The sequence below is a fragment of the Paeniglutamicibacter sulfureus genome (assembly GCF_030512175.1).
Classification (GTDB): Bacteria; Actinomycetota; Actinomycetes; order Actinomycetales; family Micrococcaceae; genus Paeniglutamicibacter; species Paeniglutamicibacter sulfureus.
In genome coordinates, this window is sequence record NZ_JAULBL010000002.1 from 935,047 (window position 1) to 956,501 (window position 21,455).

17 protein-coding genes and 1 pseudogene are annotated in these 21,455 nt (G+C 66.0%); 6 read left to right on the plus strand and 12 right to left on the minus strand.

Going from position 1 to position 21,455, the window contains the following annotated elements; genetic code table 11:
- Position 1: 1 nt before the first annotated feature.
- From Q2T94_RS10940 to Q2T94_RS10950, 3 genes are all read right to left on the minus strand, one after another.
- Entirely contained in the window at positions 2-1,429 is a 1,428-nt protein-coding gene (locus tag Q2T94_RS10940) for an aldehyde dehydrogenase family protein (protein WP_302264308.1), read from the minus strand.
- Positions 1,430-1,523: 94 nt separating this feature from the next.
- Positions 1,524-2,465, minus strand: coding sequence for an AraC-like ligand-binding domain-containing protein (locus Q2T94_RS10945; protein ID WP_302266410.1), 942 nt, complete (start codon positions 2,463-2,465; stop codon positions 1,524-1,526).
- A 93-nt stretch (positions 2,466-2,558) separates the two neighbouring features.
- On the minus strand, positions 2,559-3,701 hold the full coding sequence (locus Q2T94_RS10950; RefSeq protein WP_302264310.1) for an ROK family transcriptional regulator: 1,143 nt from the start codon (positions 3,699-3,701) through the stop codon (positions 2,559-2,561).
- Between the two features lie 207 nt (positions 3,702-3,908).
- On the opposite strand from Q2T94_RS10950, the gene Q2T94_RS10955 reads away from it, so the two are divergent.
- A complete protein-coding gene (locus Q2T94_RS10955) occupies positions 3,909-5,339 on the plus strand; it encodes a sugar porter family MFS transporter (protein WP_302264311.1) in 1,431 nt (476 codons plus the stop codon).
- A gap of 122 nt (positions 5,340-5,461) precedes the next feature.
- Here the strand turns inward: Q2T94_RS10955 and Q2T94_RS10960 are convergent, their stop codons facing one another.
- The 3 genes from Q2T94_RS10960 to Q2T94_RS10970 are packed head-to-tail and all read right to left on the minus strand — an operon-like array spanning position 5,462 to position 8,570.
- On the minus strand, positions 5,462-6,475 hold the full coding sequence (locus Q2T94_RS10960) for a TAXI family TRAP transporter solute-binding subunit (RefSeq protein WP_302264312.1): 1,014 nt from the start codon (positions 6,473-6,475) through the stop codon (positions 5,462-5,464).
- Complete coding sequence (locus Q2T94_RS10965) at positions 6,472-7,905, minus strand: sensor histidine kinase (protein WP_302264313.1); 1,434 nt, start codon at positions 7,903-7,905, stop codon at positions 6,472-6,474. The genes Q2T94_RS10960 and Q2T94_RS10965 overlap by 4 nt, the downstream gene beginning before the upstream one ends.
- Positions 7,902-8,570 (minus strand): response regulator transcription factor, encoded by a 669-nt coding sequence (locus Q2T94_RS10970; RefSeq protein WP_302264314.1) that lies wholly within the window; start codon positions 8,568-8,570, stop codon positions 7,902-7,904. The genes Q2T94_RS10965 and Q2T94_RS10970 overlap by 4 nt, the downstream gene beginning before the upstream one ends.
- Before the next feature lie 262 nt (positions 8,571-8,832).
- On the opposite strand from Q2T94_RS10970, the pseudogene Q2T94_RS10975 reads away from it, so the two are divergent.
- Positions 8,833-10,302 (plus strand): annotated as a pseudogene (locus Q2T94_RS10975) (MFS transporter).
- Positions 10,303-10,398: 96 nt separating this feature from the next.
- Here the strand turns inward: Q2T94_RS10975 and Q2T94_RS10980 are convergent.
- From Q2T94_RS10980 to Q2T94_RS10990, 3 genes are all read right to left on the minus strand, one after another.
- Positions 10,399-10,704, minus strand: coding sequence for a hypothetical protein (locus Q2T94_RS10980; RefSeq protein WP_302264315.1), 306 nt, complete (start codon positions 10,702-10,704; stop codon positions 10,399-10,401).
- A gap of 82 nt (positions 10,705-10,786) precedes the next feature.
- Positions 10,787-11,626 carry an aldo/keto reductase gene (locus tag Q2T94_RS10985; RefSeq protein ID WP_302264317.1) on the minus strand — a complete coding sequence of 280 codons (840 nt, stop codon included), beginning with the start codon at positions 11,624-11,626 and terminating at the stop codon, positions 10,787-10,789.
- Between the two features lie 57 nt (positions 11,627-11,683).
- Positions 11,684-12,877, minus strand: a complete 1,194-nt coding sequence (locus tag Q2T94_RS10990; protein ID WP_302264319.1) for an MFS transporter — start codon at positions 12,875-12,877, stop codon at positions 11,684-11,686.
- Between the two features lie 158 nt (positions 12,878-13,035).
- Here Q2T94_RS10990 and Q2T94_RS10995 point away from each other — a divergent pair, with 158 nt between their 5' ends.
- Positions 13,036-13,482: a MarR family winged helix-turn-helix transcriptional regulator gene (locus Q2T94_RS10995; protein ID WP_264269648.1), complete on the plus strand. Its 447-nt coding sequence runs from the start codon at positions 13,036-13,038 to the stop codon at positions 13,480-13,482.
- Positions 13,483-13,579: 97 nt separating this feature from the next.
- Here the strand turns inward: Q2T94_RS10995 and Q2T94_RS11000 are convergent, their stop codons facing one another.
- The gene (locus Q2T94_RS11000) at positions 13,580-14,836 is read right to left on the minus strand and encodes a hypothetical protein (RefSeq protein WP_302264322.1); all 1,257 of its coding nucleotides are present in this window, start codon (positions 14,834-14,836) and stop codon (positions 13,580-13,582) included.
- 320 nt (positions 14,837-15,156) lie between these two features.
- On the opposite strand from Q2T94_RS11000, the gene Q2T94_RS11005 reads away from it, so the two are divergent.
- Both Q2T94_RS11005 and Q2T94_RS11010 read left to right on the plus strand, forming a co-directional pair.
- A complete protein-coding gene (locus tag Q2T94_RS11005; protein WP_302264324.1) occupies positions 15,157-16,203 on the plus strand; it encodes an MBL fold metallo-hydrolase in 1,047 nt (348 codons plus the stop codon).
- Positions 16,200-17,540 (plus strand): MFS transporter, encoded by a 1,341-nt coding sequence (locus Q2T94_RS11010; protein ID WP_264269566.1) that lies wholly within the window; start codon positions 16,200-16,202, stop codon positions 17,538-17,540. The genes Q2T94_RS11005 and Q2T94_RS11010 overlap by 4 nt, the downstream gene beginning before the upstream one ends.
- Positions 17,541-17,580: 40 nt before the next feature.
- Here the strand turns inward: Q2T94_RS11010 and Q2T94_RS11015 are convergent, their stop codons facing one another.
- Positions 17,581-18,588, minus strand: coding sequence for a LysR substrate-binding domain-containing protein (locus tag Q2T94_RS11015; RefSeq protein WP_302264326.1), 1,008 nt, complete (start codon positions 18,586-18,588; stop codon positions 17,581-17,583).
- On the opposite strand from Q2T94_RS11015, the gene Q2T94_RS11020 reads away from it, so the two are divergent.
- Positions 18,587-19,345 carry an IclR family transcriptional regulator gene (locus Q2T94_RS11020; RefSeq protein ID WP_264269564.1) on the plus strand — a complete coding sequence of 253 codons (759 nt, stop codon included), beginning with the start codon at positions 18,587-18,589 and terminating at the stop codon, positions 19,343-19,345. The two genes, Q2T94_RS11015 and Q2T94_RS11020, sit on opposite strands and share 2 nt — an antisense overlap.
- 78 nt (positions 19,346-19,423) lie before the next feature.
- On the opposite strand, the gene Q2T94_RS11025 is transcribed toward Q2T94_RS11020, so the two are convergent.
- Positions 19,424-21,418 carry an acetoacetate--CoA ligase gene (locus Q2T94_RS11025; RefSeq protein WP_264269563.1) on the minus strand — a complete coding sequence of 665 codons (1,995 nt, stop codon included), beginning with the start codon at positions 21,416-21,418 and terminating at the stop codon, positions 19,424-19,426.
- Between the last annotated feature and the right edge of the window lie 37 nt (positions 21,419-21,455).

Consider the following 21,455-nt stretch of genomic DNA (forward strand, 5'->3'; position numbering starts at 1 on the left):
CCTAGTAGCTGATGACCTGTGGCTGGCCCAGGTGCTTGAGGCCCGCGACGCCGAATTCCAGGCCGTAGCCGGAGGCCTTGGCCCCGCCGAAGGGTACCCGCGGGTCCACCGCTCCGTGCTTGTTGATCCACACCGTGCCGGCCTGGATGCGGGCCGCGACCTCGCGTGCAGCCTCCTTGTCGGAAGACCAGACCGAGGCGCCCAGGCCCACGTCCAGCCCATTGGCCATCGCCACGGCCTCGTCGACGGACGAGTACTTGATGATCGGCAGCGCCGGGCCGAACTGCTCCTCGGCGACCAACGGGTTGTCGTTGTCGATGTCGGCGATCAGCGTGGTCGGATAGAAGTAGCCCGGTTGGCCGGTTTCGGGGTTGGCGCCCGCGAGCACCCGGGCCCCGGAGTCGGTGGCGGCCTTGACCAGGTCCGCGACGATGTCGAACTGGGCCTTGTTCTGCAGCGGGCCCAGCACATTGGCCTCGTCCAACCCCACGCCCATGGGCATCTGGGCGGCGACCTCGGTGAGCGCGGTGCAGACCTCTTCGTAGATGTCCTCGTGCACGTAGAGGCGCTTGAGCGCAGCGCAGGTCTGGCCGGTGTTGATGAAGGCGCCCCAGAACAGGTCCGCGGCGATCGCCTTTGGATCGGCGTCGGGCAGCACGATGCCGGCGTCGTTTCCGCCCAGCTCCATGGTCAGGCGCTTCACGGTGTCGGCGGAGGAGCGGATGATGGCCTTGCCGGTGGCGGTGGAGCCGGTGAACATGAGCTTGTCGACGTCGCGGTGCGCGGAGAGCACCTCGCCTACCTCGCGCCCGCCGGAAACCACGTGGAGCACGTCGGCCGGGAGCACCCCGTTGATGACCTCGACCAGGGCCAGGACCGAGAGCGGGGTGTACTCGGAAGGCTTGAGAACCACGGTGTTGCCCATGCGCAGCGCCGGGGCCAGCTGCCAGACGCTGATCATCATCGGCCAGTTCCACGGCCCGATCGCACCCACCACGCCCAGCGGGCGGTAGTGCATTTCCGCGCGGCCGCCCTCGTCGTCGACCAGCACCTCGGGTTCGAGCTCGAACCCGGCAGTGGCGCGCAGCCAGGCGGCGCAGGCGCCGACCTCGAAGCGGGCGTTGGGCCCGTTCAGCGGCTTGCCCTGCTCGCGGGAGAGCAGCACCGCCAGCGCCTCGGCGTTGGCCTCCACCGCATCGGCGGCGCGGTTCAGTGCGGCACTGCGTTCGGCGTGGGTCAGTGCCGCCCAGGACGGCTGCGCCGCGCGGGCGGCGGAAACCGCACGTTCAAGGTCGGCAACAGTGTGCTCGGGTGCCCTGCCCACGAGCTCGCCGGTGGCGGGGTCGTGGATGTCCCGGCCGCCGGAGGACGGCTGGATCGCGGCCAACAGGTCGGCGTCGGTGGCAAAGCTTGTGGTGGCGGTGGGCATGTTGCACTCCTAGGTACGCGGGAATCACTTCTGTACCCAGTGTGTCCCGCGACACATGCCCCATGCTTGGCTTTGCCCGTACGCTTCTTGTTCCCTAGCGCACGGGCGCCGGGTTGGAGCGGTATTGGCTGGGGGATTGGCCGAAGGAGGCGCGGAAGATGCGGCTGAAGTGCGCGGCATCGACCAGCCCCCAGCGGGCGCCGATCTCGCCAATGGGAACGTGCGCGCAGAGCGGGTCGGCCAGGTCGCGTCTGCAGGACTCTAGCCTGCGCACGCGGATCCACCCGGCAACCGTCAGGGAGGAGGCGGAGAAGATCTTGTGCAGCGTGCGCGTGGCAATGTGGTGGGCGGCGGCGATCGCCTCGGGCCCCAGCGTCGGATCCGCCAGGTTCGCCTCGATGTGGTGCTGGATGCGCCGCAGCACCTTGGCATGGTTGTCGGTGCTGGACTCGGGGCGCGAATAGATCTCGTCGGCCAAAAGCGTGGAAAGCAGGTCGACGATATTCATCGCCAGCCGGTGCCCGATGGGACTCTTGAGTTCCGGCAGCTGGGAGGCGATGGACGCCACGAACGGGGCAACTGCCTCGGCCAGTCGGTTGCCCTTGCCCATGGAAACCGCGGTGAGTTCTGCGACGTCGTCGGCGGCAAGCCCCAGCAGATGCTGCGGGAACATGAGCACCAGGGTCTGAAAGGAGTCATCGAAGTTCAGTGTGTAGGGGCGCTGGGTGTCATAAATGGCCACATCCCCGGGGGAGAGTAGCGCTTCCCGGCCGTCCTGCAGCAGCAGTCCGTGGCCGGAGAGCTGCAGGCTCAACTTGTAGTGGCCGATGCCGCCGCGGGAAATCAGGGCCGGCGAACGAAACACCGTCTGCGCGTCGGCATCAAGGCGCATGATCCCGACGTCGTGTAACTGGCGCCCGCCGATGCGTCCGGTGAACGGGCCGGGTCGTACCCGTTCCGCCTCGAGCGGCACGAAGGTCGAGGAGATCAGCCGCCGCCAGGCGGCAAAGGAATCCGCTTCCTCGATCTGGTACATGGACACGCCCCTCCCCGATAATTTCCCTGGGTGTAGCCTACGCCACGTCCTTGGCGAGCCGGGCGGCGGTGTCGGTGGGACGGGTTTCGGGTATCAGGAGCGGTAGCTGCTCCAGAAGTGGGCTTCGGCCATGTCCCGTGCGGCCAGGCTGGCCCCGATCAGGGGGGCATCCTCGCCCAGGGCGCTGGCCAACACCTCGAGGTCTGCATCAAGCAGCAGTGGCTGCAGGGCCTCGGCGAACATTTGTGTGAAGGTGGAGCCTTCGGCGATCGGGCCGCTAAGCACCAGTGCCTGTGGATCGGTGATGGCCGCAATGTTGCCGATTTGCTGGGCAATGGCCTCGACAAAAAGCCGGGCGTTATCCGCGGCCGGGGTGGTTGCAAAAAGGGACAAGCATGCGGGGACGTCGAGCCGATCGCTTCCGGGAGCCGCACGTGAGTGTTCCAGCAGCTGGCTGATCAGCGTTCGTCCGCCCGAGCGCAGGTAACTCAGTTCGCCGACCATGCCGTGTCGGCCGCGCTGGACGGTTCCTGACATGACCAGTCCGGCGCCTATGCCCGGTCCCAGGTAAACCAGGAGTAGCTCATCGATCCCGCGGGCGACACCTATGCGCTGTTCGGCCAGGGTTGCCCAGTTGACGTCGTTGTCCAGGCGCACCGGTCCACTGCACACCTCGCGAAGGAGCGCGCTCACGTCAACGCGCCCTTCCGGGAATGCGGAAGCCGGCAGGACCACCGGACGCTGGGTGGCCGGATCCACGGGGTTGCCCTGTGATGCGGTTGCCGCCAGGCAGGGGGAACCGGTGGCATCGACCGCGGCGGTGACAAGGTCGCGCAGGGTCCTCTCCAGCTCGCCCCGGGTCATGGAATCGGGCAGGTCCAGGGCGGCGTCATACAGCAATGTGCCACGAAGGTCGTGGGTTTGAACCCGGGTCCGCCCTGCTGCCGCCGTGAGCGAGAGTGTGTGGCCGTAGGCGGGATCCAGGTCGTAGATCTCCGGTATCCGACCTCGCTTCTTGGCCGGGGGAGTCTCGATGGTTCTCAGTAGACCGGTCTCCGACAAGCGCGTGGCGGCCTCCGAGGCGGTGGGTCGCGAGAGTCCGGTGGAAGCGGCGATTGCAGTGCGTGAGCTGGGGCCATGCTCGAGCAGGTGCTGCAGGAAGCGTCGGTCGGTGGCGGTTGCCAGCGTCTGCGGCAGGGGCCTGGCGGAGGTTCCGGAGGCGGCTGCTGTGATCATGGAATCGATCCTTTGGTTAGGCAGTCTTTCCAAATCCTACCGCAGTGCCTTATGCTGGACATCACAATCTTTAGGCTCCTTTACTAATTGAGTCTTACCAATTAATCAAGGGAGATTACATCGTGGACCAAAGCCATGGGCTGCCACAGGTCAAGCACGGCCTGCCGGGTGACTTCAAGACCGGGCGCTCTGCGAAGGCCGGACTCGATGTCTGAGGCAAAGCGGGTTATCACTCCGAACAGGAATGACGGACGAGTCACGACCAGGCTCGTCGCCATGGCCGCGGTTGCCGCCTTGGGTGGCTTCCTCTTTGGCTACGACAGCGCGATCATCAACGGAACCGTTGATGCGGTGCGCGAGCAGTTCGGACTCGGCTCCGGCCTGCTGGGCTTCACCGTGTCCTGCGCCCTGCTGGGCGCGGCACTGGGTGCCTGGTATGCAGGGGTTTGCTCGCAACGCTTTGGCCGGATCCGCACGATGCTCGTTGCCAGCGCACTGCTTTCGATCAGCGCACTGGGCTGCGGGTTCGCCTTTGGCGTGTGGGACTTGATCTGGTGGCGCTTCGTCGGCGGCATCGGCGTGGGCTTTGCCTCGGTGATCGCCCCGGCGTACATTGCCGAAATTGCACCCTCGAAGGCGCGTGGCCGACTGGCCACGCTGCAGCAGCTCTCGCTGGTCAGCGGAATTTTCCTGGCGTTTCTGCTCTCGGCCATGATCGCGTGGCTGGCCGGGGGCGCCGCCCAGAGCGCGTGGCTGGGCCTGGAGGCCTGGCGCTGGATGTTCCTCACCCTGCTGGTACCGGCCCTCGTCTACGGGATCCTTGCCTCGCGGTTGCCCGAGTCTCCGCGCTACCTCGTGGAAAAAGGCGATGACGAGGGCGCTCGACGGGTGCTCATCGACGTGGTGGGCATGGAAGCCGGAGAAGCGACGGAAAACAAGATCGCCGAGATCAAGGCGACCGTGAACGTGGAACGGCGCCAACGCTTCGCGAATCTCTTCGGCGGCAAGTTCGGGTTCAAGACACTGGTCTGGATCGGCATCCTGCTTTCGGTCTTCCAGCAGCTCGTGGGAATCAACGTGATCTTCTACTACTCGACCACCATGTGGAGGTCCGTCGGGTTCCAGGAATCCGACTCGTTCATGATCTCCGTGATCACCTCGGTCACCAACATCGTGGCAACCATCGTGGCGATCTCGCTGGTGGATGTGGTTGGACGCAAGCTGCTGCTGCTGGTCGGCTCGGCCATGATGACCCTGTCGTTGGGCACCATGGCCGTGGCCTTCGCCCAGGCTGTCACGGTCAACGGGGAGCTCAGCCTCCCGGGTTCCTGGGGCATGATCGCGCTGGTGGCAGCGAACCTGTTCGTCGTGGGCTTCGGCGCCAGCTGGGGACCGGTGGTGTGGGTGCTGCTGGGGGAGATGTTCCCCAACAACATCCGCGCACTGGCCCTGGGCCTTGGTGCCGCCGCCCAATGGATCGCGAACTTCGCGGTCAGCACGACCTTCCCGACCCTCGCGGAGGCGGGCCTGCAGCTTGCCTACGGCATCTACGCAGGCTTCGCGCTGCTCTCGTTCCTCTTTGTCTGGCGCCTGGTGCGCGAGACCAACGGGCGCCAGCTCGAACACATGACGCTCTGATCCCCAGACGCGTCGCGGGAAAGAAGAACATCCGCTCATCGCTCCGTGCAGGTTTGCCCCACCGGGGCAGGCCTGCACGGAGCGATTTCGCTTTCCGGACGGAAGCTGCCGGCCGTGCAGTGCTACCCGTGGAGCTCCCGGTAGGCCTGGGCCGCTGCAGGGTGCAGCGGCACGTCGGCGGTGTTGATCAGCGAATCGGGGCTCAGGAACTGCACCCCGACGCTCGAGCGCGGAATCAGCTCATCGGCATGCCCCACCAGCAGGTCCACGGTTTGCCGCACCGTCTCGGCGTCCAGGTCCGTGCGGCAGAGCAGCAGGTTGGCCACCCCGACCGTCCACATCGCGTCGATGCCCGGATAGCTGTCGCCGGGGATCAGCACCTTGTCGTAGAAGGCCCCATACCTCTCCCGCAGTCCGGGGATCAGGGAGGAAAGGTCAAGCAGGGCGAACGCGGATTCGGTGTGGGCCTGGGCGATGGCGGCGGTGGGCACCCCGCCGGACCAGAAGAGCGCGTCGACCTCTCCGGCGGCCAGGGCGGCGACCCCGTCGTTGAGTCCCAGGGCCTTCACGATGACGTCCCGGCCCGCGGCCGATGTCCCGGCGGGAGCGGATTTCAGGCCGGCGACCTCGAAGAGGCGCGGGGTGATCAGGGAGGTGCCGGAGCCCGGCATGCCCACCGCCACGGTGCGCCCGGCCAGGTCATCGAGCGAGGTGATGGATCCGTCCCTGCGCACCACGGCGTGGACGTAATTCTGGTAGACCTTGCCCAGCGCCGCGATCTGCCCGGGGTGCTTGCCTTGCGGGCCACCCTCGAGCGAGGCGGCGTCGGCCAGCGCGACGGCCAGGGTCGCCTCGCCGGAGAGCAACTGCGCGACGTTGTCCAGACTGCCGCCGGTGGGGTTGACCGTGGCGGTGCGGGCCACCTGGTGCCGTTGCAGGGAGGCCGCCAGCAGCGTGGCGAATTCCAGGTAGAAGCCGCCGGGTTCCCCGCCGGCGACAACGATGGTTTCGCGGCGCGGTCCGGAGACGCAGGAGGCGAGTGCCGCGGCCAGCAGGGAGACCGTCCCGGCCGCGAAGGCCGCGCGCAGCACGCTGCGCCGCGACGGATGGAGGCCGCTAGCGGGGTTTGCGTTCATGAGGCTTCCCCCTGCCCGGGGAGGGTGGGTGGCGCGTCGAATTCGATGCGGGCGCGCAGGCCGCTCGGTTCGTTGGGCGCCAGCACCAGGCGACCGCCGTTTGCGGTGGCCAGCCTGTCAACGATGGTCATGCCCATGCCGGTGCCGCGGATCGAGGAGTGTTCGGGGGCGCGCCAGAAGCGGGTGGTGGCGGCGGCCAGCTGTTCGGGCTCCAGGCCCGGGCCCGTATCGGCGATCTCGATGAGCGTGGCCGAACCCCGGGTCCGCACCGAGGCGGTGATCTGCGCCCCAGGCGCGTACTTGATGGCGTTGTTCAGCAGCTCGCCGAGCATCTGCGCCAGTTCGATCCGGCTGCAGGCGAGCTCCGCGCCGGGATCCTCCTGAGTGGCCAGTACCAGGTCGGATCCCGCCGCCAGGGCGGCGGGCCGGGCGCGGTCCACTTCTTCGGCCAGCACCACGAAGGCGTTGACGCTCCCGGAGCCGGGGCCCTCGGAGACCTCGGGGGAGGCGCCGGCCGAATCCTCGATCACCCGGTGTTCGGCCACCGCCAGCCTGAGCACCGAATCCAGGATTTCCTCGACCCGTTCGAGCTCCGCCAGCACCCCGGCCCCGGCGGCACGCTCCTTTTCATTCCGCAATTCCAGCAGCAGCAAGTCCACGCGCAGGCGCAGCGCCCCGATCGGGTTGCGCAGGTGGTGGGAGGTGTCGGCAATGAGTTGGCGCTGGGAATCGATGAGCTCACCCAGTGTCGTGGCCATGTCGGTGAAGGACCGGGAGAGCTCGCGCAGCTCCGGGGGGCCGGCCTCGGGCAGTGGCGGCGTGTGGCCGGTGTCCTTGAATTCACGCACCGCGGCGCCGAGGCGCTGCACGGGGCGCAACACCCAGCCGGTGACCCTGCCCGCCAGCAGCAGCAACACCGCTGCCAGCGCGATGGCGGCAATGGCGGTGACCAGCCAGCGGTAGCGCAGCTTATCCCGGGCGGCATCGAGGTTGACCTCCATGACTACCTCGCCCAGGACCTGGCTGGCGCTGCCGAAGGACCGGGAGATGACCTCGTTGCCGGTGCCGAAGGGCCTGACGGGGTCCAGCGTGGTGTCGGCGAGGTTCAGCGAGGCCCGCCCCAGGGCCTCGCGCACGTCCGGGCGCTCGGGGTCCAGCCCTCCGGAGGCCAGCGTGCCGGCTTGCAGGCGCACCACCAGGCCCTCGGAGTAGAGACCGGAGTAGGTTTCCATGTCCCGCCGCAGCACCGTGGTGTCCCCGTCGTTGGCCGCATCGTAGGCGAGCTGGGCGATCCTGTTCAGTGAGGCGGCACGGTTGATTTGCAGCTGCTGCGTCACCTCGCGTCCCGCGGAGGAGAGGATCACGTTGGACACGAGCAGCACCAACAGCAGCACCAGCACGCTCAGGATGCCCAGGACGCGCAGCTTCACTGCGGGTCAGCCTCGATCCGGTAGCCGACGCCGCGGACATTGACGATGAAGCCGGGCAGCGAAAGCTTGGAGCGCAGCCCGGTCAGGTGCACATCCAGCGAGCGTGAGGAAGCCAGGAAGGCATCTCCCCACAGGGAGTCGAGGATCTGTTCGCGGGTGACCACCGAACCGGCATTGCGGGCCAGCAGGGACAGCAGGTCGAATTCGGTGGGCGTCAGGGACAGCTCGGTTCCGGCAACCTCGGCCACGCGGCGGTCGAGGTCGATGGCTAGCTCCCCAATCTGGATGCTGGGGTTCCTGCGTCCGCCGGCGGGCATGGTGCGCCGGGTGACTGCCTCGATGCGGGCGAGCAGTTCCACGAGCTTGACCGGTTTGATCAGGTAGTCGTCAGCGCCAGAGCGCAACCCGAGCACCACCGAGCGTTCGTCGTCGCGGGCCGTGAGGATCAGGATGGGGGACTGGGTGACCTGACGCAGCTTGCGCAGCACCTCGAGACCGTCCATGTCCGGCAACCCCAGATCCAGCAGGATCACGTCAAATTCGCGGTGCTTGAGCAACGCGTCGGTGCCGCGGGCGACCCTGGTGGCGCCGTGTCCGGTGGACTTCACCGCGGCGGTGAGTGCCGCGCCCATGGAGTCGTCATCCTCTACGATGAGTACGTCCATGGAAGGGTCCCTTGATTCGTGGATTGTGTCGTAAGAAATCGTGGTTCACGGCCCGCTAATGCATCTTGCGCCCGTCTTGGAGAGTATCATTTCTTCGCGTTTCCCGTCCCGCCCGCTTCCCCATCGTGGCCGCTCCGGAACCCCTGACGGACTCCTAAGGAAGTGTTAGGAATCCGCTCTCACGTTGGTTGTAACATGTCCCACGAATGCCTCGGTTGAGGCCCGCGGTGATTTGCGGGGCCTCAATGCAAGAGGAGGAACCATGGGACAACCTGCCGTGGACAGCAAGAACAAGGCACCGAGACCCGGTGCCGGCACCAAAGATGCAAACGAGGCGGCGGCAACCCGTAGGGCTGTCAGCAACATCCTCAAGGGCTCGGCCGGAAACCTCGGGGAGTGGTTTGACCTCTACGTCTACACGGTGTTTGCCGTGTACTTCCAGTCGCACTTCTTCAACGCCACCAACGAGCTGCAGGCCGGCCTGGAAGCCATGGCCGTCTTCGCGACCTCGTTCCTGATGCGCCCGGTGGGCGCGTGGTTCTTCGGCCGCTACGCCGACCGCCACGGACGCAAGGCGGCACTGACGCTGTCGGTGACCATGATGTCCGCCGGCTCCTTCCCCATCGCGCTGCTGCCGACGCAGCAAGCCATCGGCATGTGGGCCATGGTGCTGTTGGTCTTCGTGCGCCTGGTCCAGGGCTTCTCCGTGGGCGGCGAGTACGGCACCAGCGCCACCTACATGTCCGAGGCCGCGACCTCCAAGCGCCGCGGGTTCTTCTCTTCCTTCCAGTACGTGACCCTGATCGGCGGCCAGATGCTGGCCCTGCCGGTGCTGGTCATCCTGCAGAACACCATGAGCCATGAAACGCTCACCGAATGGGGCTGGCGCATTCCATTCGCCATCGGCGGCGTCGCGGTCCTCGTGGTCCTGTGGCTGCGCCGCACCATGGAGGAAACCGTCTCCGCCGAGCAGGTGGCCGCGGCCAACAAGCCGGGCGTTGCCGGCGAGGCCCAGCTGGGCACCATGAAGCTGCTGTTCACCCAGTAATGGAAGCCGCTGCTCATCTGCATCGGCATTACCCTGGGCGGCACAGTTGCCTTCTACACGTACACCAACTTCATCCTGAAGTTCATGAACGACACCTCGGGCATCGAGAAGACGCAGACCTCGGTCATCAACTTCTGGGCCCTGTTCATCTTCATGCTGCTGCAGCCGGTTTACGGCATGATCTCCGACAAGGTCGGACGCAAGCCGCTGCTGCTCTGGTTCGGCATCACCGGCGTGCTGTTCACCTGGCCGCTGCTCTCGGTGCTGTCCAAGACCCAGAACCCGGTCTTCGCCTTCCTGCTGATGCCCGGCGGCCTGCTGATTGTCGGCGGCTACACCTCAATCAACGCCCTGGTGAAGGCCGAGCTGTTCCCGGCCTCCATCCGCGCCTTGGGCGTGGGCCTGGGCTACGCGATCGCGAACTCGCTCTTCGGCGGAACCGTCCCGCTGATCGGTGCCGCGCTGCAGAAGGCCGAGCGAGTTGACCTGTTCTTCACCTACGTCACCGTGGCCATCGCCATCTCGCTGCTGGTGTACATCTTCGCACTGAAGAACAAGAAGACCACGCACCTGGACCACGAGCAGGGCCACGCCTGGAACGGCAAGGCCCCGCAGGCCGAGGATGCCAAGGGCACGAATTCCAAGGAAGCGGACGACGACAAGAAGGATCTGGTCGACGCCTAGCTCGATCGGTTCGCCGGTGTCGTTCCCGGCACGGAAGCCACCCGTATTCACGCGTCCCAACGTGAATGCGGGTGGCTTCAGTGCGTCCTGGGTGAATCAGGAGCGAGTGGCCCGAATGGCCTGACGCAGGGCGTCCAGGGTCGGCTGGCCCGCGAACCCGTCCGGGGTGCCGTAGACACGGCAGGCCACCGCGGGTTCGGCGTCGGATTCAAAGAGGTCGGCACCGTTGAAGCTGAAGCTCGGAGAACCGTGGAAATCATGCAGGGCGGCCTCGTCCTCGGTGCTGATTTCCCGCACGCGCACCGTGTGCTCGATGCCCTCGAGCCTGAGCGCGGTGTCAAAGAGTTCCTTGGCGGTGGCGGAATTCGGGCATCCGGGGATCACGAGCAGGACGGGTTCCATGTCTTCCAGTATCTCGCGTTTCAGCGGGGCAGGAGTCGGGGGCCGCCACGGGCCACATGTTGTTGGTCGGTTGCGCAGAAACCTAGCCGTTGAAGGTGCCCGGGAAGGGCCCGGTGCGCCCGTCGCGATCCAGCGCATCGAGCGCCGCGACCTGGCCGGCGTCCAGATCGAACCCAAACACGTCGAGGTTCGAGGCCATGCGCGAGGCGGTGACCGACTTCGGGATCACCACGTTGCCGGCCTGCAGATGCCAGCGCAGGACCACCTGTGCCGGGGTCACCCCGTGGGCGGCCGCGGCGGCCAGCACGGCCGGATCATCCAGCACAGCACCCTGGGCCAGCGGGCTCCAGGCCTCGGTGGCGATGCCGTGCGCGCGGTTCACCGCGGCGGTTTCGCGGTTTTGCAGGAAGGGGTGGAGCTCCACCTGGTTCACGGCCGGAACCGTGCCTCCGAGCTCGATGATGCGTTCAAGCTGTCCGGGCAGGAAGTTGGAGACACCGATGGACCGGGTCAGCCCCTCGGAACGCAGTTCCTCCAGTGCCTGCCAGGACTCCAGGTAAGCGGCGGTGTCGGTGCCCGGCCAGTGGATCAGGTAGAGGTCCACGTGGTCCAGGCCGAGCTTGTCCAGGCTAGCGCTCAGGGCGTCGCGGGTGAAGGCCCGGCCCAGGTCGGCCAGCCAGAGCTTGGTGGTCACGAAGAGTTCCTCGCGCGGCAGGCCCGATTCGCCCAGAGCGCGGCCAACTCCGGACTCGTTGCCGTAGATGGCGGCGGTGTCGATGCTGCGGTATCCGGTTTCCAATGCCGTGGCCACTGCTGCGGTGGTCTGGTCATCCGGGACCTGGAAGACGCCGTAGCCAAGTTGCGGCATGATGGTTCCGTCGTTGAGGGCGATGGTTGGGATGGTGTTTGTTGAGGTGCTCATGGGGGTGCTCCTTGGATTGCAGGTAACGGGGATGTTGGAGGTGGGGAGTCTGTGGCCCTAGCCGACGGATACGGGTTCCGCGGCGGTGGCCCGGGACGTGGAGTATTCACCGCCCCGGACGCGGGTCGCGATAAGCATGACGGCGAGTCCGGCAACGGTGATCCCCGCGCCGGCCCACAGGGGAGAGGTGTAGCCAAGGCCCGCGGCGATCGTCAGCCCACCGACCCAGGCACCCAGCGCGTTGCCCACGTTGAAGGCGGCAATGTTGGCGCCCGAGGCGAGGGTGGGTGCGTGGGCGGCATGGTTCATGATGCGCATCTGGAGTCCCGGAACGGTGGCGAAGCCGATGCCGCCCATGAGCACCAGGGCAATGATGGTGGCGATCTGGTTGCCGGCGGTGAGTGCGAAGGCCACCAGGACGACGGTGAGGACCGAGAGCACGGTGATCAGCGTGGCCGCCAGGTTTCGGTCCGCGGCGCGGCCCCCGAGGATGTTGCCCACGAAGAGCCCGACCCCGAAGAGCACCAGCAGCCAAGGAACGGAACTGGCGGCGAAGCCGCTGACACCGGTGAGGGTGAAGGCAATATAGGTGAAGGCGCCGAACATGCCGCCGTATCCCAAGATGGTCACGAACATGGACAGCCAGACCTGCGGGCTGCGGAAGATGTTGAATTCGCCGAAGATTCCCTGGTTGCCCGACCGGGCCAGGTTGCCCGGCACCAGAACCAAGATGCCAACGAAGGCGACGACGCCGATGGCGGTGATGGCCCAGAACGTCGAACGCCATCCCGCGGCTTGGCCCAACAGCGTGCCGAAGGGTACGCCCAGGACATTGGCGATCGTCAGCCCGGCAAACATGAACGAAATGGCGCCGGCACGCTTGTTCGCGGGCACCAGGTCGGCGGCCACGACGGAACCGATTCCGAAGAACGCTCCGTGGCACAGGGCGGCGACAATGCGGCCGACCATGACCAGTTCGTAGGTCGGGCCCGTGGCGCTCAGGAGGTTTCCGATGATGAAGAGCAGCATCAGGAACAGCAATGACTTCTTGCGGTCCAGTCGGCTGAAGACCGCGGTGAGGATGATGGCGCCGATGGCCACGGCGAGGGCATAACCGGAGATGAGGTAGCCGGCGACGGTTTCGGTGACCCCGAAATCCGCGGCAATTTCCGGCAGGAGACCCATGATGACGAATTCGGTCAAGCCGATTCCAAAGCCGCCCAGGGCGAGGGCGTATAGAGCTGCGGGCATGGTGAACCTTCGGTGTGTGATGGTTGAAATGAGATGCGAAGGATTTCCCCGCATCAATCGTTGCGTCTGCAACTAAGTGCTAACGCAATGATTGCACACGCGTTATATCAGCGCAAGGTGATATGCTGGAACGGACGATTGAACGAGGAGGGGTCTTCATGGGGATCAAAGACGATGCCGTACAGGTTCGCGCGCAGGGCTGGCGCACGCTCGCCGCACTGCACAACCTCATCGAGGGCGAGCTTGAGCGCGCACTGCAGGCCAAGCACGGCCTCTCCGTTGTCGAATTCACGGTGCTCGATGCCCTGAGCAGGCAGGACGGTTGGCATATGCGCATGGCCCAGCTTGCCCGCGCCGCCGCACTGTCGAGCAGCGCCACGACCCGGCTGGTGACGCGGCTCGAGGACCGCGCCCTGTTGACACGCATCCTATGCACGGATGACCGCCGGGGAATCTACACCGAGCTCACTGCCGCTGGAAAGAAGCTCCTGGCTGAGGCCCACCCGACGCACGACGCGGTGCTCCACTCGGCGCTGGAATCCGCGGCGCGGGTTCCAGAGCTTCAGGAGTTGGTCACGGCAGTGGCTCCCGAGGGCGCAAACTAGCCGGTCGACCCACCTCGCCATGGTCGCGCCGGTATTGCGGTGGCCCGAGTGAAGACAGTGTCCCGTCCACAGACGCCCGGCGTCCGCACGGATGGAATCAGTCGCCGGCACCCAGATAGCTGAGGTCATCCGCGTCCATGGGGTCCGCATAGTTGACTTCAAGGCCCGCCGGTTCGGCGATGGCGTAGGCAATCATTTTCTTGAGCACCGGCGGAATCCGATAGCTCGTATCGCGCAGCACCAGGCCCTCGCCGCACAATAAATCCAAGGCCAGTTGGGCGACCATGAAGTCGACTTGGTCGTCGCCGGTGGTTGACTCAAGGGCCACTTCAAGGTGCGCCACCGAATATCCCTCCTCGATCCCCGCATCCAGGAGCAGCGAAGTCATGAGGATGCCTGCAACGTCTTCGTCCGTCAGATCCTCATCGAAGGCGTCCTCATTTTCGTGTTCTTCATCGACGGCCGTAAAACGGAGATAGAGGCAGAGTGCGAGATCGCGAGTGATATGCATCAGCAAGTCTTCGCGATCCGACCCGGTGGTTGCCGCCAAAGGGTTGTGCAGCGTCGCCCGGCGTGCGCCCAGCTCGATGATCCCGATTTGGACCAAGGCTTCCCAGTACAGGTCCAGGCGGGGAACGTCCTGTGCCGTGGTGACGCGCAGCGGTTCGCCGTCTCCGGGGGTGAACATGGTCGGAGCAGTGGGCACCCCCACCGCTGCTACATCAAGGGCCGCTGCTGCGCCTTGGATGTCCTTGCGCGTCAAAACACCTTTTGAGGTGACATCGCGTTTATCGCCAAACCATTCCATGAATGCTTGGAGACGTCCTGAAAGCGGCAATTCGAGAAGTCCAGCGAGAGTTTGCTTGCGGCTTAGCGCGGGTACCTCGAAGACCCTGTCATCGAATGCGGCATCGGATCGTTCGTCGATGATTTCCAGAATTGCCGACTGGGCCGCTTCGAACTGCGCTTCGCTGCCGCTCCAGAGGTCCGAGTCGTCCAGGAACAACAGGTATCCCATGACGACGTGCAAGACGAACTCGAGATCGTTTTCCTGGTCTTCGGTGAGATACCAGGCCAAGGCGGCTGCGATGGGGGAGGCCTCCAGGGACGTGGTGTCGGGACCACCGCCAAATCGCCGGTAGTGTTCGAGGAATCCATGGAGAATCGGCAACGGATCACCAATTGCCGTCAGGGACGTGTTCGCGCGGACCCATTTCATGAAGCGTGCCGACGCATCGTCGCCGGTGCTTCGGGCGCGGAATTCGTCAATGCTGACGATCTGTCCGGCTGCCGCTGAACGTGCGGGATGTCCCTGCTTGGTCTTGGAGGAGGACGACGGCTTCTTCTTGGACACTGGATCTCGCAATCGGTAAGGCGCGGCCGGGCAACTCCCACTCACAGTACAACAGGTGCTCGGCTGGTGCCCGCTGTACTACGTGGACGGATTTGGCCCCTGCACTGCTTGTCTGACGGGTGGGTGAAATGACTCTGACCCGTACCCATTCGTAGTCGGCAACACAAGCGGGGGACAAGGCCCAGCTGGAGCAGGAGGACAACCCTGAACATAAGGAAAACCAATGAATAGATTCGATAAAAACAGTTTTACGTATGCTTGGCCGGGCATCATGCTTGTGTGAAGGACATCTCATTCTTCCCGCATAAGGAGCAGTTCACGTGCAAAGCACCTCCCTGAAACCCCATGTAGTCACCTTGGGAACGGCGGGCGGTCCCCGTTGGTGGACCGGCGAAAACGCCGGCAAGCGTGCGGGCATCGCCACCGCCGTGGTCGTCGGCGAGGCCGTGTACCTGGTTGACGCCGGAACCGGCGTTGGCAACCAGCTCATGAAGGCCGGATTCAGCACCGCGAACCTGCGCGGGATCTTCCTGACCCACCTGCACTCCGACCACACCATCGACCTGGCGTCGCTGGCGATCTTCGGACTCTTCACCATCACCCCCGGCCAGGCCCCGATCCACATCATCGGCCCCGGCGACCGCGGCGCCCTGCCACCGGCATCCCCGCGGGCAATGGTTCCGCCGACCCCGCTCTACCCGAAGAACCCGACCCCGGGAACCGCGGACATGTTCAGCCACCTCATGCAGGCCTACGGCACCGACTTGAACGACCGCGTGATCGACGCACTGCGTCCCTCCCCGCTTGACCACTTCATCGCCTCGGACATCCAGATCCCCGCCGGCACCGGCTACGAACCAAATGCCAATCCGACGCCGGAGAACTTCGAGCCCTTCGAGATCTACCAGGACGAGCTGGTCACCGTGACCGCCACCCTGGTCAAGCACCCGCCGATCGCCCCGGCCTTCGCATTCCGCTTCGACACCGCCGAGGGCTCGGTGACGATCTCCGGGGACACCGCGCCGTGCGAGAACCTCGTAAGACTTGCCCGCGACACCGACCTGCTGCTGCACGAGGCCATCGACTTCGACTGGGTCCAGCGCAGCTACGGAAGCATCGGCACCGAGGCCGCCCAGGCCTCCATGGACCACCACCTACTCTCACACACTTCGGCCACCCAGGCCATCGAGCTGGCCGAGCGCGCCGGGGCACGCACCCTGGCCCTGCACCACCTGGTGCCCGGGACGACGCCATTGTCCACGTGGCTCTCCCACGCCAAGGACTTCTCCGGAACCTTCCTGGTTCCCGAGGATCTCGATACCATTTCCTTTAACCGCATTGTTGCAGAAATGATGGTTGCACGATGAGCCACACCCAAACCCCCGCCGGGAACTCCGCCGACGTTGTCGTCCCGTCGCTGAACTCACCACACATGCGCAGGATCCTGGCCTCCAGCTTCATCGGCAGCGCCATCGAGTTCTACGACTTCATTCTTTACGCCACCGCCGCGTCGCTGGTGTTCAACAAGGTCTTCTTCGTCAACCAGTCACCCGCGGTGGCTCTCTTCGCCTCCTTCGCCACGCTCGCCGTGGGCTATCTGGCCCGCCCGCTGGGCGGCATCATCTTCGGGCACTACGGGGACAAGCTCGGGCGCAAGGGCGTGCTGATCACCTCCATGGTGATGATGGGCGTCGCCTCGACCATCATCGGCCTGCTGCCGCCGACCGCACAGGTCGGTGTCATTGCCCCGATCGCGCTGATCACCCTGCGCATCATCCAGGGCCTGGCCGTGGGCGGGGAATGGGGCGGGGCCATGCTCATGGCACTGGAACACGCACCCAAGGAACGCCGCGGCTTCGCCGCCAGCTTCGCGAACATGGGCGGCCCGGCCGGCGCGGTACTGGCAACCCTTGCGGTCTCCGCCGTTTCCACGCTGCCCACCGAGCAGTTCCTGGCCTGGGGCTGGCGCATCCCGTTCATCGCCAGCCTCGGCCTGGTCGCCATCGGCCTGGTCATCCGCCTGAAGGTCACCGAGTCCCCGTTGTTCCTGGCGCTTGAGGACAAGGCCGAGGAGCGCAAGATCCCGCTGCTGCAGGTACTGACCAAGTACCCGAAGTCCGTGCTCATGGGCACGCTGGTGGGCATGAGCTCCTACACCGTGCAGGGCCTGATGACGGTCTGGGCCATCTCCTACGTCGTCGAGGAAGCCGGCATGGACCGCACCGCGGTGCTCAACATCAAGGCCGTGGGCGCCACCCTGACCATCGTCGCGGTGTGGTTTGCCGCCCGCTACTCCGACCGACTGGGCCGCCGCCCGGTCATGATGTTCGGCATCCTGGCCGGCGCGGTGCTGGCCCTGCCGATGATGTGGATGCTGCAACTGGGCGAGCTCTGGCTCTTCGCGATCGCGCTGTTCCTGGCCAACGGCGTGGTCCAGGGCACCATCTTCGGGCCGTTCGGCGCCTTCACCGCCGAGCTGTTCCCCACCCGGATCCGCTACACCGGGGCCTCGCTGGTCTACCAGCTCTCCTCCACGCTCGGTGCCGGCTTCACCCCGATGATTGTCACCGGCCTGGTGCTGCTCGGTGGCGGCTCGCTGTGGATTGCCGGGGCCGTGTGGGCTGGGGTCTTCCTTATCGCCGCGCTGGCCATGCGCAGCATCAAGGAAGGCAAGGACGCGGACCTGGGCGCCGAGCACATGTAGCCCGGCAACGCCTCCCCGGCCAGGGGCCGGATCCGTCCGTTCAGGACGGATCCGGCCCCTGCTCGCGTTCGGCACCGATGCCTTCACAGAACTCGATGAAGGCCCGCAGTCGCAGGCTTGGCCTCTCCGATGCCGTATAGGCGACGCAGATGTCGCTGTGGCCAACCGGCCCCTCGATTTCCAGGACGGCCAGCGGCAACCCGTCATAGCTCAGGTTCACCGGGGGACGCTGCACCAGCACCGTGTAGCCTAGGCCGCGGGCCACCATGCCGCGCACAGCCTCGAAGTTCGAACTGCTCCAGGCGATCTTCGGGTCCAGGCCGGACATGCGTAGGTTCACCAACTGGTTGTCACGCACCGTGGGGATGTCCAGGGACACAAAGTCCTCCTCCGCCAGGTCGGACAGCCGCACGGAACCGTTCCTTGCGAGCCGGTGCCCGGCCGCAAGCAGCACGTAGGGGCGCCCGCTCATGACCGTGGTGTGCTTGACGCCGGGCAATAGGTGGCGGGTGTGGGTGATCACCGCATCGAGGTAGCCCTCCAACAATCGCTCCTGCAGCTCGGCGCCGTCGCCCTCGGTGATGCGCACCTCCAGGCCCGGGTTGGGCTTGGTGAACTGTTCGCAGACCACCGGCAGCCAAAATGCGGAGAGCCCGGAATACATCCCGATGTTCAGCGGCCCGACCAGGCCGCTCTGGCGCTCGCCGATCAGGCCCTGGACCTCTTCGGCGTGCCTGACCAGCTCCTTGGCATCGCGCAGGAAGTGGGTTCCCACGGCGGTCAGCACCACGCCGCGGGCCCGGTGGCGCACCAGCAGCTGGGAGCCGACGATGCGCTCGAGTTCCCCGATGGACTGGGACATCGCCGCCTGCGAGATGTGGCAGGCCGTTGCGGCACCGGAGATCGTGCCGGCATCGGCCACGGCGATGAAGTACTGCAATTGCTTGAAGGTGTAGTTGACCACTTCTCCAGCGTAGGTGATGTGCGCCTGGCCATGATGCAGCGGCGGTTGGGTTGCGGTTCGCAGGCTGTGCCATGATTTCACCATGGAGAACAAGTCATCGCCCGTCGAGTCGGTAGACCGCGCACTGCTGTTGCTCATGCGCATGCGCGACCAAGGTCCGCTGTCGGTGAAGGCCGCCGCCGAGCAGCTCGATGTGGCGCCCTCGACGGCGCACCGGCTGCTGACGGCGCTGACCTTCCGGGGCTTCGCGGCCCAGAGCCACGACCGGACCTACCGCCCGGGCCCCGAAATCTCCGGGCACCCCCAGCCGTTTCTCTCCACCCAGACGCTGGGCGAGCACTCGCAGGCTGCCCTGGTCCGGCTACAGGGCACGGTAGGGGAGACGGTGCAGGTCATGGTCCTGAACGGCGGCAACATCCAATTCGTCGACGGGGTCGAGTCGGCGCGGAACCTGCGCGTGGCCAGGCGCATCGGGGACATGATGCCGGCCTTCGTGTCCTCGGGCGGCAAGGCGATGTTGGCGCAGCTGCCCAACGCCGAGCTGGAGGAGATCTACCGCTCAGGCCTGCAGTCCTGGCCCACCGGCAAGATCACCACCCTGGCCTCGCTTAGGCGCAGCATGACCAAGATCCGCCGGGACGGCTTCGGCACCAGCTTCGAGGAAACCGAGCAGGGGGTGGTGGGCCTGGGCGTGAGCATCAACGACGCCGATGGGCGCCCGGTGGCAGCGGTGACCACCGCGACGCCGAGCATCCGCTTCGACCGCTCCGCGATGCCGCTGCATGTCGAGGCGCTGCAGCTGGCCGCCGCCGAGATCATGGAGAAACTGCGCGGAGTCTGAGGTTCCCACGGTGAATAGGGCTTCACTCACGGTGCCGCCGGTGCCTCCCCTCGGGGAGACGCCGGCGGCACCTGTCGCTTAGGCTCCGGCCAGGATGCGGGAGACGGACTGCACCGTCTCGTCCAGGTCCTGCGGGTTCACCAGCACGCCGGTGTCAAGCACGCCGCCGGAACCGCCCTGCACCAGGCGCTTGAGCGGGATTTCCATGCGCTTGCCGGTGCGCGTGCGCGGGATGCTGCGCACGAACAACACGTGGTCCGGGACGTGGCGCGGGGAAAGCTGGGTGCGCAGCGCCGTGCGGATCGAGCGCTCCAGCCCCACGGTGTCCGCATCATCGGCGGCCTCCACCAGCAGCACCAGCTGGCCCATTGCGCCGCCTTGCTCGAAGTGCATCACCATGGCGTCGTTGACGCCGGGGTGGCCATCGAGCAGTGCATAGAACTCCGCGGTGCCCAGGCGCACGCCTCCGCGGTTCAGCGTGGCGTCCGAGCGCCCGGTGATGACCCAGCTGTCGCGCTCGGTGCGCACCAGCCAGTCGCCGTGGCGCCAGATGCCCTCAAAGACGTCGAAGTAGCTGGAGTTGTAGCGCTCATTGTCCGGATCGTTCCAGAAGAACACCGGCATCGAGGGCATCGGCAGGGTGGCAACCAGTTCGCCGGGTTCCCCGCGCAGGGAGTTGCGTTCGTGGTCCCAGGAATCCACTGCTACACCCAGCGGGCGGCAGGCCATTTCCCCGGCGTGGACCGGGGACAGGGGACTGGCGCCCAGGAACGCCGCGCAGATGTCGGTGCCACCGGAGGTCGGCGCCATCACGATGTCGGGGTTGATCGAGTCGTACGCCCAGCCTGCGACGTCGGCGGCCAGCGGGGATCCGGAACACTGGATCTCGCGCAGCCGGGAGAGATCCCATTTCTTGCCCGGCTCGACACCCGCGTGGGCGCAGGCGGCCAGGTAGGCGGCGCCGGTGCCCATGTAGGTGGATTCGGTTTCGGCCATGACCGACCACTGCGACCACTGCCCGTCAAGGGTCGGCCAATTGGGATCCCCGTCCTGCAGGACCACACAGGCACCCACCAGCAGAGAAGAAGCACCCATGTTCCAGACCATCCACCCGGTGGTGGAGAACCAGTAGGCGGTGTCGGCCTCGGAGATGTCGAAGTGCAGGCCCATGGCCTTGTAGTGCTCCAGCAGCAGGCCGCCGTGGGAGTGCACGATGGCCTTGGGGGTTCCGGTGGTGCCGGAGGAGAAGAGCACCGTCATGGGGTGGTTGAACGGAACCGGTTCGATGATCGCCGGTGCGTGGTCCGCGGTGAAATCCGCCCATGATTCTGCACCCGGTGCGGCTGCCGCAACGTCCAGCTCTTCATCCAGGTAGGGCAGCACCACCGTGGGGATGTCGCCGAGCTCAGCCCGGACGGCAGCCAGGTCGCCGAGCTTGGAAATGTCCTTTGCTCCCCAGCGGTAACCATCGATGGAGATCAACAACGTGGGATCCAGCTGGCCGATGCGCCCCAGCACGCCCTTGACACCCATTTCCGGCGGCACGCAGCACCAGATGGCGCCCAGGCCGATGACGGCGAAATAGGTGGCCAGGGTTTGCGGGATGTTGGGCAGGTAGCCTGCAACCCTGTCCCCGGACTTGATGCCGTGGCGGATCAGGCCCTGCTGGATGCGCTCGATCTCCTCGGTGAACCGGGCGCCGGTCCAGTCGATGGAACCGTTGGTCTGGCTGCGGGACTTGACCATGGTGTCCTGGGGGCGGCGGGCCAGGGAACGCAGGACGTGCTCGGTGAAGTTGATCCGGGCTCCGGTGAACCATTGCGCCCCGGGCATGGTGCGCTCGGTGAGCACCGAGGTGTAGGGGGCGTGGCTGATGATCTCGAAGTGGTCCCAGACCTCGCCCCAGAACTCCTCAAGGTTTTCAACCGACCAGGCCCAGGCATCCTCGTAGTCGGTGAAGTGCCGGCCGGTCTTGGCCTCGATCTTTTCCAGGAAGCGGCCCATTTGGCTGCTTGACCAGTCCTCGCGGGCGGGTGCGGGCCGCAGCAGTGCGCCGGGTTCGGTGTTCTTCATGGTGCTTTCCTTTAATGGTCTTCGTGTCGTCCAGGGA